Origin of the sequence: Azospirillum soli, assembly GCF_017876165.1 — a bacterium.
GTDB classification, from domain to species: Bacteria; Pseudomonadota; Alphaproteobacteria; order Azospirillales; family Azospirillaceae; genus Azospirillum; species Azospirillum soli.
In genome coordinates, this window is the sequence record NZ_JAGINQ010000009.1 from 210,053 (window position 1) to 228,562 (window position 18,510).

An 18,510-nucleotide genomic window follows, 5' to 3' on the forward strand; every position below is an offset into this window, starting at 1 on the left:
ACCAAGGACCGGCTGATTTCGGCCGGTCCTTTCTTTTTTCCGGCACGGCGGGTTTGATCCCGGATAGACTGGACGACGCGCGCAGCCTCCGCAACGCATCATGGTCTCGTTTCTTCTCATCACCATCATGGCCATCTCGCTCGTCGCGACGACGGGCTACACGGCGTTCACGCTCGTCCAGTCGTCCGACAAGGTGGCGCAGGCGCAGCGCAGCGCTGGGCAGATGCACAAGCTCGCGGCGCTGGTGGAGGCGAACCTGCGCACGCTGAAGAACGACGGCGTGCTCTACCCGCCAGCGCCAAAGGAAAACGCCGACGGCAGCATGGAACTGCCGGCCTGGCTGGTGCCGGGGATGCGGACGCCGTGGGGGGCTGCCTACGGTTACTGCGTGTTCGCCCCGGCCGAGGATGCGGTGGCCGAACGGATCGTCACCGCCGCCTGGCCGCAGGAAGGAGCGGCCGGAGCGCGGGCCTACGCCATTGCGGCCCCGGCCGCGCCGCCAGAGGTCGCCAGGGCCGGGGTGCTGGCCGCCGTGCTGGCCCCGTCCATCGGATCGGACAAGCTGCCGTCCTGCGCGTCCCTGACCATGAAAGACGGATTGCTGTCGGTGCCCGGCGGATCGGTCGTTGCGGTGACGCGCGGCGCGTCCGCCGACCTCGCCGCCATCGCGGCGGCGGCCACGGTGCGCCGCCACGTCGCGCCGGAAGCCATGGGCGACGGCAGCGGGACGACACCGGCCAACGCCATGACCCTGACGGCGGCGCTGGGGCTGTGGCAGGCGACCCAGCCGGCGACGATGGTGCTGCGCATGGTTCCGGGACGGCACGAGGTGCCGGCTGCGCTGCTCGACCAGTTGGCCGCCGGAATGGGCGCCGGGCGGGCGGCGCGGGTGGTGTTGCAGGGCGAAGGGCCGGGTGTCGTCGTCGGGTCGAACGCGGCGGGGGCGAGCTTCCGCCTGCCGAACGATGTGCGGGTGGAGAATGTCGGGTTCGAGACGGCGGTCGAGGCCATGCCGGGAACGCGGGTCACCTTCGTCGGCAGCAACGCCATCGCGGTGAACGGCGGGCCGGCGCTGAAGGTCTCCCACGCGCATCTGGACGTGACGGGCAGCCTGACCCTGGCGTCCGGGTCGGGGGACGGCGTGCAGGTGGCCGGGGGCGAGGCGCTGTTCCGGGATGCGGACGTGGTCGCCTCGGTCGGGACGGGGCGCGCGGCGCTGGTCTCCTCTCTCGGGGCGGCGGTAACCTTCGCGGCAGAGAAGAAGCGCCCAAGGCTGCATGTGCGTGGGCGCGGCGGCGTGCCGCTGGCGGCGATCCGGTCGGGCGGCGGGCAGACAATCCTCGACCGGACCGACGTGGCGACGGACGGCGACACCCAGTTCGCCGTGGTGCTGGAAAACGGCGCCCTGGAGCTGAGCGCCACGGCGCTGGGCACCCCGGCGGCGCGGCCGAAGGCGGCGGGCGTGCTGGACCTCGGCGGCGCGCGGGTGGCGGCGGACGCCAACACGCAGGTGACGGTGGCGCCGGGTGCCAAGTGCGGCCATGGCGAGCTGTTCACCCAGCGGATCGTCCGCGCGAACTGGGGCTGCCGGCAATGAGGACGCCCTTCGAACCGATGGGACCTCCCACCGCCGTCCGCGAGGAGCTGGCCGCCTATCTGCTGGACCGGGGGCTGGTGTCGCGGCCGATCCTGAACGCGGCGCTGGCCGAGCAGCGGGTGACGGGGGAGCCGCTGGGCTCTATCCTCGTGCGCAATGGCTTCGTCGCGCGCGCCGACCTGACGGAGGCGCAGACCAGCCACGAAGCCGCCGCCCACATGCCGGAGCCGGTGGCGGCCACACCGGTGCCGCTGCGGCTGCTGGAAAAGCACGCCATCATCGTGACGGGGGAGACGAAGGACGCCGTCTACATCTCCACCCTGCATGAGGAGATGATCGCGGCGCGGGTGGTGGCGAAATACTACCCCGGCAAGCGGGTGCGCTTCGTCGCCTTCGTGCCCGACCATTTCGACGACTTCCTGGACCGCGTCCGGCGCGGCGAGAGCGCCGCGGGCGACCCGGAAGGGCTGGACACGCTGCTGTCCCAGGCGGTGGAGGCCGGCGCGTCGGACATCCACATCGCGCCCCGGCGCAAGTCCTACAGCGTCTTCTTCCGCGTCAACGGCGTGCGCCAGCTGGTGCATGAAGGCACGCTGGACCAGTACGCGACCATCGCCGCGCAGATCAAGGACCGCGCCGCCATGGACTTGGCCGAGCGGCGGGTGCCGCAGGAAGGCCGCTTCGACGTGGAGCTGCGGGGGCGCGCGGTGGACCTGCGCGTGGCGACGGTGCCCTCGGTGGACGGCGAGATCCTGGTGCTGCGCATCCTCGACGCCGAGCGGATCCAGCCGATCCTCGACAGGCTGGGCATCACGCGGGTGGCCGAGTGGCGGCGCAGCGTCGACCAGCGGCACGGCCTGTGCCTCGTCTGCGGGCCGACCGGGTCGGGCAAGACGACGACCCTGACCGCCACGGTGCGCGAGATGGACCGGCTGGGCAAGGCGGTCTACAGCATCGAGGATCCGGTCGAATACCGCGTCGCCTACGCCGGGCAGGTCAGCGTCAACCCGGCGGTGTCGCTGGACTTCGCGCAGGTCGTCCGCTCCTTCATGCGGGCCGATCCGGACGTGATCGTGCTGGGCGAGGTGCGCGACGAGGAAACCGCGAAGATCGCCGTACGCGCGGCCGATACCGGGCACATGGTGCTGACCACGCTGCACACCGGGTCGGTGCAGGGCGCCATCGACCGGATGCGCCATCTGGGCGTGGCGCCGCACGACCTGAAGAACCTGCTGCGCTGCGTGCTGGTGCAGTCGCTGATCCGGACCACCTGCACGGCCTGCCGGGGGGCGGGGTGCGAGGCTTGCCAGGACACCGGCTATGGCGGGCGCACCGTCGTCAGCGAATGCGCGCCCTTCGAGAATGGGGCCGCCGTGGTCGCCGCCGCCAAGGGGCAGCGGAGCTGGACGACGATGATGCAGGACGCCGTCGCCAAGTTCCACGCCGGCCTGACCACCGGCGCCGAGGTCCGCCGCGTCTTCGGCAGCGAGGCGCAAGGGCTGGGCGGCACCGTCCCGGCCGTGCGGGAGGGCAAGCGGTGAGCATCGTCCATGTCGTCATGGCCGTCGCCCTGTTCGCCACCATCACTTTGGGCGGCGTGCAATACATCAGCGCGGACGCCCAGACCCGCATCCGCATCGGCGGCGCAGCGGAGGCCGGCTTCCAGACGCTGGAATCCGCCTTCCGCGCGCGGCAGGCGGCGGGGCTGCCGGCCCCGACCGTGGAGGGGTGGGAAGCGACGCTGTTCCCGGCCTACGGCACCAAGCCGACCCCGCCGAAGGATCTGGCCTGGAGCTATGGGATGGATACGACGGGGACGTGGTTCTGCCTGTCCGGCACGACGCAGGACCGGCCGACTCGCGAGGCGCTCGACCGGCTGAAGGCGCGGTTCGCCGAGGGGCTCTACACGGTGGGCGAAGGCTGCGGCGGCGGCGCGGGCACGCCGGGTGCCGTGGCCGGGACCTATTGGGTGGCGAAGGCCGCTTCCTAAAGCGAATCGCCCCAGTCGAGTCTACGGGCGGTCTTGAAGGCGGCGCCGTCGCGCTTGCTGAGCGCCCGTTCGCCGACGCTGCCGTCCGCGTTGCAGGTCCTGAGGGCGATGCGGCCGCCGCCCGACCGGGGCGGGACGAGGATGCGCGCCTCCGGGGACGGGCCGGGTTGGCGCGAGACGGCGACGTAGGCGTATTTCTCGTCTTCCCACGGCACCTCCGCCCCTTTCGCTTGGCGGTGCAGGCGCGAGCGGGCGACCCGGCGGGAGAAATGGCACCAATCCGGCGCGGCCAGCGGGCAGGCGCCGCCGTGGACGCAGGGCGCAATCATGTGCGCGCCCATGATGAGCAGCCGGTCGCGGGCGCGAAGAATGCGCTGCCAGCCGGCGGGGGTGCCGGGCTCCACGATCAGCAGCGTGTCGGCGGTCAGCGACCAGAGACGGTCCACGAGGCGGTCGCGCGCGTCCGAGGACAGTTCGTCCAGCACATAGGCGAGCGTCACGAGGTCACGCGGGGCGAGATCGGGGAGACCGTTGATGATGTCGGCCGAGCGCCACTCGATTCGGGACGGCGATGCGGCTTGCGAGAGGGCTTCGCCGCAGGCGCGGATGGCCGGGCTGCCTTCGATCAGCAGGGCGTCGTCGAGACTCGGCCAGCAGTCGGAGGCCGCCCAGAAGGCGGTGCCGGGACCGGCCCCGACGTCCAGCGCGGTGACCGGGGCGAAGTCCGGGCGCCGGTCGGCGACGAATTCCATGCCGGCGCGGACGGCGGCGTAGGTGGCGGGCAGTCGCGTGGCGAGGTAGGCGCGCGCGGCCATGTCGTCGGACAGGTGCATGCGGCCGTCGCGCACCTCCGCCCGGTAGCGTTGCGACAGGATGTCGGCGGAGCGCTTCAGGTCGGCGAGGCTGATGCCTTCAAGCGCGCGGTCAACCGCGCCACGGAGCGAGGGAGGCAGTTCCATGGCGCGCACCATGGGACGCAAGCCCTTAAGGAATCGGAAAATGCGGCAGGCTTGCTGTCCAAGCGGCGGGGGCGTACTGTCCGGCCATGGCCCAGAGCACTCAGGCCCCAAAGACCCAAGAACGCATTCTCAGCCGCGCGAAGGAAATCGCGCAGGTGCATGGAATCGCGGGCGTCAGCTTTCGCGACATCGCCGCGCACATCGGCATCAAATCGGCCAGCGTTCACCACCACTTTCCGTCCAAGGGCGACCTGACCGTCGCGCTGGTCCGGATGCAGCGCGCGGAGACCGAATCGGCGCTGGCGCGCATTGAGGGCGAGGCCGATTTCCGGGAGCGGATGCGGAGCTTCGTGAACCTGTTCCGCACGCATCTGGTCACGGGAAACCGATTCTGCCTGTGCGGCATGATGGGGGCGGAGGTCGCCGGCTTGCCGGAGCAGGCGCAACACGAACTGGCCGATTTCTTCGACGCGTGCGCCGGCTGGCTGGAGGCGCAGATTGCCGCTGAAGGCACCCGCCTGCGCTGGAGCCCGTACGCCTCGCCCGCGCAGGTCGCGCGGTTGTTCGTCGCCAGCCTGGAAGGGGCGATGCTGATCGCCCGCGTGCATCAGGACGTGGCCCATTTCGACGCGGCCATCGGCGTGCTGCTCGACGGACTGTCCCAAGACTGAACGGTCATACCGCATGGGAGAGGTTTGACAGTTTGGCGTCCGTCGTGCCTACCTATCACCAGATAGGCAAGAGGGAGGCGGGGGCATGACGACGCTGGACCGGCAGACATCCGCGGCAGGTGCAGTAGCGGACGCCGCCCCGCCCGTGGCTGCGAAGGTGGCGATGCTCACCGCTGTCGCCATGCTGGCCTTTGCCGCCAACTCCGTCCTGTGCCGGTTGGCGCTGGCCCACACGGCCATCGACCCGGCGACCTTCACGCTGGTGCGCATCCTGTCCGGCGCGGCGACTCTCTGCCTGCTGGCGATGACCGCGAGCAAGGAGCGGCGCATCGGCGGGGACTGGAGCGCGGCGGTGGCGCTGCTGGCCTACGCGGCGGCCTTTTCCTTCGCCTATGTCTCGCTGGCGGCAGGAACCGGGGCGCTGTTGCTGTTCGGTGCGGTGCAGGCCACGATGATCGTCACAGGGCTCATAAGGGGCGAGCGGCTGGCGCCCGCACAGTGGGCCGGGCTGGCCATGGCCTCGGCCGGGCTGGTGGTGCTGGTGGCGCCGGGGGTGTCCGCGCCGCCGCCCTTCAGCAGCGCGCTGATGCTGGTGGCCGGTGCCGCCTGGGGCGCCTATTCCCTGCTGGGGCGGCGCAGCAGCACGCCCCCGCTCGCGGCGACCGCCGGGAACTTTCTGCGGGCGTCGCCATTGGCCCTGCTGCTGGCCTTGCCCATGGTCGGCAGCCTCACTCCGGATCCGATGGGGCTGCTGTACGCGGTGCTGTCGGGCGCGCTGGCGTCGGGGGTGGGTTACGCGATCTGGTACGCCGCCCTGCCCGGCCTGAGCGCCGCCCGCGCGGCGTCGGTGCAGTTGAGCGTTCCAGCGATCACCGCCGTCGGCGGCGCGCTGATGCTGGGGGAGACGATCACGATGCGGTTGGCCCTGGCTTCGGCGGCGATTCTCGGTGGCATCGCGCTGGTCATCGTGGGCAAGATTCGGCGGGCTTGAGGAGAGGGTGACTATGGCCGGACCGCATCTCGTTTATGTCGCCGATCCCATGTGCTCCTGGTGCTGGGGCTTCGCGCCGGTGATCGAGGCAATCCGCCATAAGTTTAGCAACCGGCTGCCGATCCGGCTGGTCATGGGTGGACTGCGCCCCCAGACAACGAAGCCGATGGACGACAAGGCCAAGCATTCCACCCGCACCCATTGGGAGCACGTGCACGCGGCGTCCAACCAGCCGTTCGACCTGAGCTTCTTCGACCGCGAGGGCTTCGTCTACGACACCGATCCGGCCGCCCGCGCCGTGGTGGTGGTGCGGCGCGGCGGGATGACGAAGGCGCTCGATTACCTGCACCTCGTGCAGGCGTTCTTCTACGCGGCGAACCAGGACGTGACGGACGAGCGGGTTCTGGCCGACCTTGCCGAAAGGGTTGGGGAGGACCGCGACGGCTTCCTCGCGCTGTTCCGCGGCGAGGACGCGAAGCAGGAAACCTGGGGCGACTATGGGATCGCTCAACGGGCCGGCATCACCGGATTCCCCACATTGCTGGCGGGGGAAGGCGACGGCAGTCCTTACGTCGCCGTGACGCGGGGCTATCAGCCGCCGGACCAAATCCTGGCGCTGCTCGACCATTGGCTGGCCGGGCTGGGGCTGGGACTGGGCAACCGCCAAACGACATAAAGAGTCCGCGCCGCGTGCCTTCGCCGCCGCTCACCGGTTGCAGAGCCGGAGAGTATGCCGGCTGACGCCGCTGCCGCGCGCCGGCTGGCCCCCATTCCAGCCCCAGGACATTCGATCATGAACGCCAATCAGCCGTTTCGCCTGCTCGGCCTGTCGGGCAGCATCCGCCGCAACTCCCACTGCACGACCGTGCTGGAGACCCTGAAGGAAAAGCTGGCCGGCAAGGCGGAGCTGACGATCTTTCCGCTGAACGACATCCCGCCCTACGACCCGGACCTGGATGCCGAGAACACCCCGCCGGCCCCGGTGGCGATGCGCGAGGCGATCGGGGCCAGCGACGGGCTGGTGGTCATTTCGCCGGAGTACAATTACGGTATGTCCGGCGTGCTGAAGAACGCGCTGGACTGGGCATCCCGCCCCGCCATGCGGTCGCCGGTCAAGGGCAAGCCGATCCTGATCATGACGGCCTCCCCCGCCTTCACCGGCGGCGTGCGCGCCCAGCACGAGATGCGGGAGACGCTGGCCGGCATGATGGGGCGCGTCATCGCCCGGCCGCAGGTGGTAATCGCCTCCGTCCACGAGAAGATCAAGGACGGCCGGTTGGTGGACGAAGCGTCGGTGACTTTTGCGCTGGCCGCCGTGGACGACCTGCTGGCCGAAATCCGGCTGCTGCACATGGCGGAGGGGGCCGGGGCGGAGGGAGCCGGGGCGTAGAGCGCCGGCCCCATGTCCTCCACCGCCTCCCGCAAGGTCATCTACGCGGCGCTGGCCGGCAACCTGATGATCGCGGTGACGAAGTTCGTCGCGGCGGCGATGACCGGCAGTTCCGCCATGCTGAGCGAGGGCGTCCATTCGGTGGTGGACACCGCGAACGAGGTTCTGCTGCTCCACGGCCTGCGGCAGGCCGCGCGGCCGGCCGATGCGGCGCACCCGCTCGGCTATGGGCGGGAGCTGTATTTCTGGAGCTTCATCGTCTCGCTGCTGATCTTCGCGCTGGGCGCCGGGGTGTCGGCCTATGAGGGTGTCGCCCGCGTGCTGGACCCGCATCCCATCGCCAACCCGATGGTCAGCTACGTCGTCCTGGTGCTGTCCATGCTGTTCGAATTCCTGTCCTGGCGCGTCGCCGTGCGGGAGTTCCGCGCCTCCAAGGGGAGCCTCGGCTATGTGGAGGCGGTGCGGAAAAGCAAGGATCCGACGACCTTCGTGGTGCTGTTCGAGGACAGCGCCGCGCTGATCGGGCTGTTCATCGCCCTGGTGGCGACGCTGGCGGCGGAGCGGCTGGACCTGCCCGTGCTGGACGGTGTCGCCTCGCTGGCCATCGCCGCGCTGCTGGCGGGCACGGCAATGTTCCTGGCGCGGGAAAGCAAGGGCTTGCTGATCGGCGAGGCGGCGCGGCCCGAACTGATCGCGTCCATCAAGGCGCTGGCCTTGGACATGCCCGGCGTGGAGCGGGCGGAACCCGTTCTGTCGGTCCATCTCGCCCCGCGTCAGGTGGTGATCGCCATGGATGTGGATTTCACCGACAGCATGACGGCGGGCGCGGTGGAAAACGCCGTCGCGACCATCGAACGGCAGGTCAAGGACACGCACCGGGAGGTCGCGGCGATCTTCATCAAGCCGCGCAGCATCGCGCGATGAGCATCAGCCGATAAGCGTCAGCCTTCGAACCCCTCGCGGTCCACGAAGGACGCGGGCGTCAGGACGGCGAAGGGGAAGGTTTCCCGATGGGCCAGCAGGTGGTCGTCGCTGGTGACCACCGGGCAGCCGGTGGCGGCGCCCAGGGCGGCGAATTTCCGGTCGTTCGGGTCGGCGACCTGCGGGAAGTCGTCGGGGAAGACCGGACCGGCAAATTCCCCCGCCTGGGTGAAGAGGGCGGACGCGTCCTCCCATCGCAGACGCGGAATGCGGCCGAGGACGGACTTGGCCTCCGACCGCGTCGCCTCGTTCCAGACCAGCAGGCACCGCCCCTCCCGGATCGCCGCGACGATGCGGGCGGACGCGCTCTGCGGCTTGAAGCCGGCCGCGACAAAGACGTTGGTGTCGAGGATGACGCGCGTCGTCACGGCGCCCCGTCACGACGTCTGGGAATGGTCGATGGACGGGGGCTTGTGGGCGCGGCGATGGTGGGCGCGATGGCGCAGAAGCAGCCGCGTCCGCATCCGCGCGTCGTCCACCAGCGGAACGATCGCCAGGAAGATGAGGAAGATCGCGAGCGGAATGGTGGTCACGTAGCCCGCGTGCTTGAACCCCACGGCCCCGGCCGCACCACCGAGGAAGAAGGAGGTCAGCAGCGACAGCAGCAGGAAAAGCCTCGGCCAGTTGGGGCGCACGGGCTTATAGCGTGCGGATTCCTTCTGCGAGTTGATGTAGCAGAGCTTGCCCAGCTCGATCCCGATGTCCGTCACGATGCCGGTCATGTGGGTCGTGCGGATTTCGGAGTTGGAAATCTTGGTGATGATCGCGTTCTGCAACCCCATGATGAAGCACAGCAGCAGGACGGTGATGGGCACGGCCAGGGCCTGATGCTGTTCCAGGGCTTGGCCCATGATCCCGAAGCACAGAAGCAGCAGCGCCTCCCAGAACAGCGGGTAGGCATATTCGCTGCGCATCCGGTGATGGCGGCCCCAGTTGATGAGAATGGTCGAATAGGCGGCGCCCGCGATGAAGGCGGCCAAAGACGCCAAGCCGGTCGCGACGGCGGCCAGGTTGCTCAGGACCAGATTGTCGGCCATGGACGACACGATGCCGGTCATGTGCGAGGTGTATTGCAGCACCGCCAGAAAGCCGCCGGCGTTGATGGCGCCGGCGACGAAGGCGAGCGACAGCCCGAGATGGATGTTGGCGCGTCTCGTCCGCTTGCTCCCCGACAGGGTGCGGAGGTAGGAGACCGGCATGCTGCACCGCAAGGACAGAGGGCGTATGGGACAGCATAGCGGACGGACGCCGCCAAGGACAACGCGCCCGCGTCAGGGCATCGCTGACGTTTTCGTATGAGGCCGGTGGTTGCGGATCCCTATCGTCAGGTCTGCGCTCCGCGGCTCAGGGGAAGGATGCGGGCCGTCCGCCCGGCGGCGGCGAGCGCGTTGGCGACCGCCGGGCCGATGGGCGGAACGCCGGGCTCACCCACGCCGGTCGGCGGTTCCGCCGAGGGAACCACGTGCACCTCGACGCGCGGCATCTCGGTGAAGCGCAGCACCTCGTAGCCGTCGAAGTTGCTCTGGTCCACCTCGCCGCCGGTCAGGGTGATCCGCGAATGGAGGATGGCCCCCAGGCCGAAGCCGATGCCGCCTTCCATCTGGGCGCGGATCTGGTCGGGGTTGACGGCCACGCCGCAGTCCACGGCGCAGACGACGCGCTCGACCCGGAAGCCGCCACGGTCGTCCATGGCGATCTCCGCGACTTCCGCCACCACGGTCGCGAAGGATTCATGCACGGCGACGCCACGGAAGCGCCCGGCCGCCAGGGGTTGCCCCCAGCCCGCCTTCTCCGCCGCGAGGTCAAGCACCCGGCGGTGGCGGGGATGATCGGTCAGCAGGGCGCGGCGGAACTCCACGGGGTCGCGCCCGGCCGCCGTCGCCAACTGGTCGATCATGGTCTCCATGGCGTAGGCCGTGTGCGTGTGCCCAACCGAGCGCCACCACAGGACCGGAACCCCGGCCGCCACCGTCGTCAGTTCCGCCGTGAGGTTGGGAACGGCGTAGGGGCTGTCCGACACGCCCTCGACAGAGGTCGGGTCGATGCCGTCCTTGACCATGGCCGCGAAGGGGGAGTTCGCCAGGATCGACTGGCCGACGATGCGGTGCTTCCAGGCGACCGGGTTGCCGGCGGCGTCCAGACCGGCCTTCACGGTGTGGAGGTACATGGGACGGTAGCGGCCGCCCTGCATGTCGTCCTCGCGGGTCCACAGCACCTTGACCGGCGCCCGCCAACCGATGGCCTTGGCGCACTCCACCGCCTCGACGATCACGTCGGCGTCGGGCGTGGCGCGCCGGCCGAAACTGCCGCCCGTCATCATGACGTGGAGGCGCACCTTGTCGGGCGAAACGCCGGCGATCGCGGCGGCCTTCGCCTGATAGAGGTCGGGCATCTGGTGGCCGCCCCAGACCTCCAGCACGTCGCCGTCCTTGCGGGCGACCGCGTCCATTGGCTCCAGCGCAGCGTGGGCGAGGTAGGGGAACTCGTAGGTCGCCTCCACCACCTTGGCGGCGCCGGCCAGCGCCTTGTCGGCGTCGCCACGCCGCGCGGCAACGGCGGTCGGCGGCTGGGCCGCGAGGCGCTTGAACTCCTCCATCAACTCGGCCGTTCCGCGCGCCTCGGCGGTGTCGAGGTTCCATTCCACCTTCAAGGCTTCGCGGCCCTTGATCGCGGCCCAGGTGTGTTCGGCAATGACCGCCACGCCGCGCGAGATTTGCACCACCTCGACAACGCCCTTGACGGCCTTCGCCGCCGTGGCGTCGAAGGAGCGCACGGAGCCGCCGAAGCGCGGCGGGTGCGCCACCACGGCCGTCAGCAGACCCGGCAGCTTGACGTCGATGGTGTAGGTCTGCCGGCCGGTCGATTTGTCGGCACTGTCCACGCGGCGGACGGATTCGGAACCGATGAGGGTCCAGTCCTTCGGATCCCTGAGCGGCACGTCGGCCGGCACCGGCAGCGCAGCGGCGCGTTCCGCCAACTCTCCGAAAGTGGCCCGGCGACCGGAGCGATGGGTCAGCACGCCCCGCTCGACAGTGATCTCGGACGCAGGGACCTTCCACTCGTTGGCGGCGGCCTGGACGAGCATGGCGCGCGCGGTGGCGCCGGCCCGCCGGTAGCGCTCGAAGGAGGAGGCGATGGCCGTCGAGCCGCCGGTGCCCTGTACGGCCCCGCCCCAGGCGAGGTTGCCGTACAGCTTCGGATTGCCGGCGGCGCCCTCCACGCGGAGCTGGGCCGGGTCGGCGCCGAGTTCCTCGGCCACCAGGGTCGCCAGACCGGAGTAGATGCCCTGCCCCATGTCCATGTGCGCGGACAGGACGGTCACGCTGTTGTCCGGCGCCACCCGCAGATAGGCCGCGAAGGGAGTCTGCGCGGCGCTCGCCGCCGGCTGCGCCTTGGCCGACGCGATGGGAAGCCCGAGGGTCAGCCCGGCCCCGGCGACGCCCGACAGGACGAGAAAGCGGCGGCGCGACAGCGCGGGGGAGAGCTGGGGCGACGGCTTCGGAGCGAGGAAACGCATGGCTCAGCCCTCCAGGGTCTGGGACGCTTGGTGGATGCCGGCGCGGATGCGCTGGTAGGTGGCGCAGCGGCACAGGTTGCCGTCCATGGCGGCGTCGATGTCCGCGTCGCTGGGCTTCGGCGTGGCAGTCAGCAGCGCCACGGCGGCCATCACCTGCCCCGACTGGCAATAGCCGCATTGCGGCACGTCCAGCGCCGTCCAGGCCTTGGTCACCGCCTCGGCCACCTTGCCGGTCAGCCCCTCAATGGTCACCACCTTCTGCCCCGCGACCGCGCTGACCGGAGTGACGCAGGAGCGGATCGGCTGACCGTCCACATGCACCGTGCAGGCACCGCACTGCGCGGCGCCGCAGCCGAACTTCGTGCCCGTCAGTCCGACAAGGTCGCGCAGCGCCCACACCAGGGGCATCTCGGGATCGGCGTCAACCTCGTACTCCCGGTCATTGACGATCAGCTTCATGAGTCCGTTCCTTGCGGGCTGTTGACATCCACAGGGGGCAGCAACCGGAGCCGCGTGGGCGGCGCCGGCATCGGACCGATATTCTTAAGCGAAAGGAAGCTTGGCGATTAGATGCTCTTATCAGCATAAACCTATGAACAGGGTTCATAAGTGAGATCCGCCCTCAGAAGCGGATCCCGCGATTGAGCAGCCAGCCGAGCGGCCCGGTGAAGACCAGGGGCTGGTCCTGCACCAGCAGGCACAGGCACTCCCCATCCCGGTCGCCGACGGCGTGATGCGGCGTGTGCGGCTCATAGGCCGCGACGTCGCCCACGGCGTAGCGGCCGTGCTCGTCGGAATAGCCGCCCTTCAGCACCAGCAGCATCTCGCAGTCAGTGTGCTTGTGCGCCGGAACGCGGCTGCCCGGCCCCATGCGCAGCAGGCAGGCCGACGCCGTGCCGACGCTGAGCGCCCAGGCGGACACATGGATGCCCGGCACGATGCGGACCCACTCCAGCGCCTCGGGCTCGGCACCGACAGCGCGGCGCAGCGGACCGGGGAGAAGGCTGCGGATTGGGTGCGCCGGTTCGGGCGTCGGAGGGGGCGCGGGGGCCTCGGACAGGCGGGCCATGACCGCGTCGAGCAGGCCAACGGACACGGGCTCGGCCGGAACCTCTTCGAGCAGCACGCCGCCGAAGGCTTCGAAATCGGCCACCTGCCGGCGGCAGTCCGGGCAATAGGCGAGGTGCGAGGCGACGAGGAGGGCCTGAACCTCGCGCAGGCTGCCGGCGGCGTAGTCGAGCAGCAGTTCGGGGGCCGGGTGAAGGATGGGCGTGCGCGTCATGCTTCCCCCCCGATCGCGCGGCGCAGGCGGACGAGGGCCAGACGCAGGCGGGTCTTCACGGTGCCGAGGGGAATGCCGCGCTCGGCGGAAATCTCCGAATGCACCTTGTCCTCGTAATAGGCGAGCCGCAGAACCTCGGCCTGTTCGGGCGGCAGTTCGCCGATCACCGTCCGCAGGCGGGAGGCGGCCCGGGCGGTCTCGACCTCATGGTCGGGTTGCGGCACGTCATCGAAAGGCGCGATGTCGTCGGCCCGCAGTTCCGGACGGCGCTCCTGCCGGGCGCGGTCGATGCGGCGGTTGCGGGCGATGGCGAAGACCCAGGTCGCCGCGCTGGCCAGCGCCGGGTTGAAGGTCTCCGCCCGCTGCCACACGGTCAGCATGACGTCCTGCACCAGCTCCTCCGCCGCGCTGTCGTCGGCGCCAAGCTGGCGGGCGTAGCCCTTGATGCGCGGGGCGAAGTGGCGGAACAGCGCCCGGAATGCCTCCTGGTCGCGGTCGCGGGCAACCGCGATGAGGAGTTGCTCACGGGACGGCGACGACGGGTCGCCCGGATCGGCCTGATGCAGCATGCCCTCTCGGTGGTCTTGCGCCCGTGAACCGGCTGGGAGGAACGGCCGCCCCCTCAACAGGCCGGGAGGCAAACCGCAGGGATATGTTGGCGCAAGATACATCAGACCGTTCGTCGAAGAAATGTTTGATGGCGAGATAACAGAAAAACGGTTAAGAGAATATACGAACGATTGGATAAGTTGGATTGCGGAAATTTTCGCGACAGGCGATGGATCGCCTCGAACGCCCAGCTTTCCAAAAAAGAACCCGCCGCGGAAGGTGCGGCGGGTTCAGTGTGTGGCGATGCATTTGGAGGTGATGAGGTCTACGAGCGCCGGGCCGCCCTGGATCTCCGCCACCCCCGAATTGCATGTCATGACCGTTGGCCTATACCATCCACTGGATTGAGAGCTGGACCGCCCCCACCTGTGGGGGGAGCCGCCAGCGCCAAGAAGGAAGAAGGCATGAGCCTCGAACCCAACTTCGATCATCTCCGTGCCCGCGCCGTGGAGTCGCTGTTCCAGCACCTGTCGGACGCCTGCGTGGGGCTGATCGTGGTGGACAAGGACGCCCGCGTCGCCTGGATCGGCGAGCGTTATCTGGAGCTTCTGGGCTATCCCAAGGACACGCTGGGAAAGCCGGTGGAGGAGGTCATCCCCAACAGCCAGATGCGGCGTGTGGTCGAAACCGGACAGCCCATGCTTCTGGACCTGATGGACGTGGGCAAGCGCACCATCGTCGTCACCCGCCTGCCGCTCCGCGACGAGGACGGTTCGCTGATTGGCGCCATCGGATTCGCGCTGTTCGACCGCGCCGACCGGCTGCGCCCGCTGGTGTCCAAGTACCAGAAATTGCAGGACGAGCTGACCCGCACCCGGCAGGAACTGGCGCACGAGCGGCGGGCCAAATACTCCCTGTCGCAGATGATCGGCAACAGCGAGTCGATGCGCGAGGTCAAGCGGCTCGCCCGCCGCGCGGCCCAGATGGATTCCACGGTGCTGCTGTTGGGCGAGACCGGCACGGGCAAGGAACTGCTGGCCCACGCCGTCCATGCGGCCAGCCCGCGCGCCGACGCGCCCTTCGTCGGCGTGAACGTGGCGGCGATCCCGGAAAACCTGCTGGAGGCGGAGCTGTTCGGCGTCGCGCCGGGTGCCTTCACCGGCGCCGACCGGCGCATGCGCGAGGGCAAGTTCCAGCTCGCCAACGGCGGCACGCTGTTCCTGGACGAAATCGGCGACATGCCCCTGCCCCTCCAGGCCAAGCTGCTGCGCGTGCTTCAGGAGCGGGAGTTCGAGGCGGTCGGCTCCAACAAGGTGGTGCGCGTCGATCTGCGCATCATCGCGGCGACCAGCCGCGATCTGGCGGCGCTGGTCCGGGACAAGCAGTTCCGCGCCGACCTCTATTACCGCCTCAACGTGGTCCCGATCACCCTGCCCCCCTTGCGCGAGCGCGCGGAGGACATCGGCAGCATCGCCGACCGCATTCTGGACGAGTTGGCGCTCGCCTCCAGCACCCCGTCGCGGGAGCTGCTGCCGGAGGCCGTCGCGGCGCTGGAGGCGCACGACTGGCCGGGCAACGTGCGCGAGCTTCACAACGTGCTGGAGCGGGTCGTGGCGATGAGCGACGACCTGACGCTGACCGCCAAGCACATCCACGCCGCCCTGCCCCCGTCCCTGGATGCGGAGCCGGAAGGCGTCGCGGACGGGTTGGCCTCAACGGCCATGCTGCGTTCGGCGGGCGGCAGCCCCCGGCCGCTGAACGACGTGTTGAAGGACACAGAGCGCGCGGCCATCATCGGCGCGCTGGCCCGCACCGGCGGCGTCAAGGCCCAGGCGGCCAAGCTGCTGGGCATCTCCCGCGCGTCGCTCTACGAGCGCATGCAGGCGCTGGGCATCCGGGAGGATCTGCAAGGGTCGGCATAAAAGAAGGGGCGGCCCGAAGGCCGCCCCTTTTCATTTCCCTGCCGCCTATCAGTGCGCGCCGTGGAAGGTGCGGTTGATGACGTCCATCTGCTGTTCGCGGGTCAGCTTGATGAAGTTCACCGCGTAGCCGGAGACCCGGATAGTCAGCTGCGGGTACAGCTCCGGATGATCCATGGCGTGCAGCAGCGTCTCGCGGTCGAACACGTTGACGTTGATGTGGTGCCCGCCCTGCCCGAAGTAGCCGTCGAGCAGCCCCACCAAGTTGTCCACCCGCTCGCCCGCGGTCGGGCCCAAGGCACCGGGCACGATGGTGAAGGTGTAGCTGATGCCGTCCTGCGCGTGCGCGTAGGGCAGCTTGGACACGCTGGCCATCGAGGCAATGGCGCCCTTCCTGTCGCGCCCGTGCATCGGGTTGGCCCCCGGTGCGAACGGCTGGCCGGCCTTGCGGCCGTCCGGCGTGTTGCCCGTCTTCTTGCCATAGACCACGTTGGAGGTGATGGTCAGCACCGACTGGGTCGGCACCGCGTCGCGGTAGGTCGTCTGCTTGCGCAGCAGGCCCATGAAGGTCTCGACCAGCCACACCGCGATGTCATCGACCCGCGCGTCGTTGTTGCCGAAGGCCGGGTAGTCGCCTTCGATGACGAAGTCAGTGGCCAGGCCCCGCTCGTCGCGGACGACCGTGACCGTGGCGTGCTTGATCGCCGACAGGCTGTCCGCCACCACGCTCAGGCCGGCGATGCCGCAGGCCATGGTGCGCAGCACGTCGCGGTCGTGCAGCGCCATCTCCAGCCGCTCGTACATGTACTTGTCATGCATGAAGTGGATGGCGTTCAGCGTGTTCATGTAGGCCCGCGCCAGCCACTCCATCATCGGAAGCAGGCGGTTGACGACCTCGTCATAGTCCAGCACGTCGCCGGTGACCGGGGCGAAGGCCGGGCCGACCTGCTCGCCGGAGACCTCGTCCTTGCCGCCGTTGATGGCGTACAGCAGCGTCTTGGCGAGGTTGGCGCGGGCGCCGAAGAACTGCATCTGCTTGCCGATGCGCATCGCCGACACGCAGCAGGCGATGCCGTAGTCGTCGCCCCAGTACGGCCGCATCAGGTCGTCGTTCTCGTACTGCACCGAGCAGGTCTTGATCGACGTCTCGGCGCAGAACTTCTTGAAGGCTTCCGGAAGCTGTTCCGACCACAGCACGGTCAGGTTGGGCTCGGGCGCCGGGCCGAGGTTGTTCAGCGTGTGCAGCATGCGGAAGCTGCCCTTGGTGACCAACGTGTGGCCATCCAGGCTCATGCCGCCGATGCACTCCGTCACCCAGGTCGGGTCGCCGGAGAACAGCTGGTCGTATTCCGGCGTGCGCAGGAAGCGGACCATGCGCAGCTTGATGACGAACTGGTCGATCAACTCCTGCGCGTCGGCCTCGTCCATGCGGCCTTCGGCGATGTCGCGCTCGATGTAGACGTCGAGGAAGCTGGAGACGCGGCCCAGCGACATGGCAGCACCGTTGGCCTCCTTCACCGCCGCCAAGTAGGCGAGGTAGGTCCACTGCACCGCCTCGAACGCCGTGACGGCCGGGCGGGTCACGTCGAAGCCGTAGCTCGACGCCATCTGCACGAGTTCCTGAAGCGCGCGGATCTGCTCGTTGATCTCCTCGCGCAGGCGCAGCGTCTCTTCAGTGATCTGATCCAGTTCGAGGGACTTCAGCTGTGCCTTCTTGTCGGCGATCAGGACGTCGGCGCCGTAGAGGGGCAGCCGGCGGTAATCGCCGATGATGCGGCCGCGCCCATAGGCGTCCGGCAGGCCGGTGATGACGCCGGACTTGCGGCAGCGCAGCATTTCCTCGGTGTAGACGTCGAAGACGCCGTCGTTGTGGGTCTTGCGCAGCTGCGGGAAGATCGTGTCCAGCTTCGGCGACGGCGTGTAGCCGTAGGCCTCCAGCCCCGCCTTGACCATGCGGTAGCCGCCGAAGGGCATGATCGCTCGTTTCAGAGGCTTGTCGGTCTGCAGGCCGACGATGACCTCCAGATCCTTGTCGATGTAGCCGGGGGCGTGGCTGACGATGGAGGACACGACCTCCGTGTCCGCGTCCAGCACGCCCTTGGCACGCTCTTCCTTGAGGAGGTCACGAACCTTGCCCCAGAGCTTGCCGGTGCGCTCGCTGACTGGAGCCAGGAAGGCTCCGTCGCCCTCGTAGGGACGGACGTTCCTCACCAGGAAGTCGCGGACGTTCACCTCCGTCCGCCAGACGCCGGGCTCAAAGCCGCGCCATGCTTCAGCGGTAAGGGATTTCGGCTCGACCATCAGGGTGTCCATGACACGCCTCCTGTATAGTGGTCCGTCCGCCGGTCCGGGGCCTGAGCGCCCTTGGGACAGGCGGACGGACGGTTACTCTTCTTGGGCTTCGGTGTGGGCCGGGGCTGACTGTCGGTCAGCAGCACCGGCGGACACCGTCCCATCTCCGCTGCAGCTCAGACTTGAAGAATTCCTTCCGGTCGAGCGGGGCGACGTCGGCGTGCAGGCGATTGTGACGTTCGAGATACCGTTCGAAGGCGTCGTCGCCGGTCACTTGGCGGAACCCGTTCCAGAACGCTCGGAGATAGGAGATCAGCATGGGGCATTCCCCCGTCTTGCGCCTTGCCCTAGGTCAATGGTGGACGAATAAAT

General features: G+C 69.2%; 18 protein-coding genes. 9 read left to right on the top strand and 9 right to left on the bottom strand.

Features of this window, described 5'->3' with window-relative positions; all coding sequences use genetic code 11:
* Positions 1-100 precede the first annotated feature (100 nt).
* The 3 genes from J2852_RS16440 to J2852_RS16450 are packed head-to-tail and all read left to right on the top strand — an operon-like array spanning position 101 to position 3,587.
* Entirely contained in the window at positions 101-1,597 is a 1,497-nt protein-coding gene (locus tag J2852_RS16440) for a hypothetical protein (protein WP_209877387.1), read from the top strand.
* 17 nt (positions 1,598-1,614) lie between these two features.
* Positions 1,615-3,138 (top strand): GspE/PulE family protein, encoded by a 1,524-nt coding sequence (locus J2852_RS16445; RefSeq protein WP_209877389.1) that lies wholly within the window; start codon positions 1,615-1,617, stop codon positions 3,136-3,138.
* Entirely contained in the window at positions 3,135-3,587 is a 453-nt protein-coding gene (locus tag J2852_RS16450; protein ID WP_209877391.1) for a hypothetical protein, read from the top strand. The genes J2852_RS16445 and J2852_RS16450 overlap by 4 nt, the downstream gene beginning before the upstream one ends.
* Here J2852_RS16450 and J2852_RS16455 read toward each other — a convergent pair.
* Complete coding sequence (locus J2852_RS16455) at positions 3,584-4,546, bottom strand: small ribosomal subunit Rsm22 family protein (RefSeq protein WP_209877393.1); 963 nt, start codon at positions 4,544-4,546, stop codon at positions 3,584-3,586. The genes J2852_RS16450 and J2852_RS16455 overlap by 4 nt on opposite strands.
* An 86-nt stretch (positions 4,547-4,632) precedes the next feature.
* On the opposite strand from J2852_RS16455, the gene J2852_RS16460 reads away from it, so the two are divergent.
* The 5 genes from J2852_RS16460 to J2852_RS16480 all read left to right on the top strand — a co-directional run bounded on the left by J2852_RS16460 (position 4,633) and on the right by J2852_RS16480 (position 8,522).
* On the top strand, positions 4,633-5,217 hold the full coding sequence (locus J2852_RS16460) for a TetR/AcrR family transcriptional regulator (RefSeq protein ID WP_246499724.1): 585 nt from the start codon (positions 4,633-4,635) through the stop codon (positions 5,215-5,217).
* Between the two features lie 85 nt (positions 5,218-5,302).
* Positions 5,303-6,208 carry a DMT family transporter gene (locus J2852_RS16465; protein WP_209877396.1) on the top strand — a complete coding sequence of 302 codons (906 nt, stop codon included), beginning with the start codon at positions 5,303-5,305 and terminating at the stop codon, positions 6,206-6,208.
* Between the two features lie 13 nt (positions 6,209-6,221).
* Positions 6,222-6,884, top strand: a complete 663-nt coding sequence (locus tag J2852_RS16470; protein WP_209877398.1) for a DsbA family protein — start codon at positions 6,222-6,224, stop codon at positions 6,882-6,884.
* A gap of 117 nt (positions 6,885-7,001) precedes the next feature.
* Complete coding sequence (locus J2852_RS16475) at positions 7,002-7,598, top strand: NADPH-dependent FMN reductase (protein ID WP_246499726.1); 597 nt, start codon at positions 7,002-7,004, stop codon at positions 7,596-7,598.
* Positions 7,599-7,610: 12 nt separating this feature from the next.
* Positions 7,611-8,522, top strand: a complete 912-nt coding sequence (locus tag J2852_RS16480) for a cation diffusion facilitator family transporter (RefSeq protein WP_209877400.1) — start codon at positions 7,611-7,613, stop codon at positions 8,520-8,522.
* 17 nt (positions 8,523-8,539) lie between these two features.
* On the opposite strand, the gene J2852_RS16485 is transcribed toward J2852_RS16480, so the two are convergent.
* The 6 genes from J2852_RS16485 to J2852_RS16510 form a co-directional block, all read right to left on the bottom strand.
* Complete coding sequence (locus tag J2852_RS16485) at positions 8,540-8,947, bottom strand: PIN domain-containing protein (protein ID WP_209877402.1); 408 nt, start codon at positions 8,945-8,947, stop codon at positions 8,540-8,542.
* A gap of 9 nt (positions 8,948-8,956) precedes the next feature.
* Complete coding sequence (locus J2852_RS16490) at positions 8,957-9,778, bottom strand: YoaK family protein (protein ID WP_209877404.1); 822 nt, start codon at positions 9,776-9,778, stop codon at positions 8,957-8,959.
* Between the two features lie 125 nt (positions 9,779-9,903).
* A complete protein-coding gene (locus tag J2852_RS16495; RefSeq protein ID WP_209877406.1) occupies positions 9,904-12,096 on the bottom strand; it encodes a xanthine dehydrogenase family protein molybdopterin-binding subunit in 2,193 nt (730 codons plus the stop codon).
* A 3-nt stretch (positions 12,097-12,099) separates the two neighbouring features.
* The gene (locus J2852_RS16500; protein ID WP_209877408.1) at positions 12,100-12,555 is read right to left on the bottom strand and encodes a (2Fe-2S)-binding protein; all 456 of its coding nucleotides are present in this window, start codon (positions 12,553-12,555) and stop codon (positions 12,100-12,102) included.
* 163 nt (positions 12,556-12,718) lie between these two features.
* Entirely contained in the window at positions 12,719-13,378 is a 660-nt protein-coding gene (locus tag J2852_RS16505) for a ChrR family anti-sigma-E factor (protein ID WP_209877410.1), read from the bottom strand.
* A complete protein-coding gene (locus J2852_RS16510; RefSeq protein WP_209877413.1) occupies positions 13,375-13,947 on the bottom strand; it encodes a sigma-70 family RNA polymerase sigma factor in 573 nt (190 codons plus the stop codon). Before J2852_RS16510 ends, J2852_RS16505 begins: the two co-directional genes overlap by 4 nt.
* A 444-nt stretch (positions 13,948-14,391) precedes the next feature.
* On the opposite strand from J2852_RS16510, the gene J2852_RS16515 reads away from it, so the two are divergent.
* Positions 14,392-15,849 (top strand): sigma-54 interaction domain-containing protein, encoded by a 1,458-nt coding sequence (locus J2852_RS16515; protein WP_209877415.1) that lies wholly within the window; start codon positions 14,392-14,394, stop codon positions 15,847-15,849.
* 48 nt (positions 15,850-15,897) lie between these two features.
* Here J2852_RS16515 and pflB read toward each other — a convergent pair whose 3' ends face one another.
* Both pflB and J2852_RS16525 read right to left on the bottom strand, forming a co-directional pair.
* Entirely contained in the window at positions 15,898-18,159 is a 2,262-nt protein-coding gene (gene pflB, locus J2852_RS16520) for a formate C-acetyltransferase (RefSeq protein WP_209877417.1), read from the bottom strand.
* A gap of 115 nt (positions 18,160-18,274) precedes the next feature.
* The gene (locus J2852_RS16525) at positions 18,275-18,457 is read right to left on the bottom strand and encodes a CstA-like transporter-associated (seleno)protein (protein ID WP_209877419.1); all 183 of its coding nucleotides are present in this window, start codon (positions 18,455-18,457) and stop codon (positions 18,275-18,277) included.
* Between the last annotated feature and the right edge of the window lie 53 nt (positions 18,458-18,510).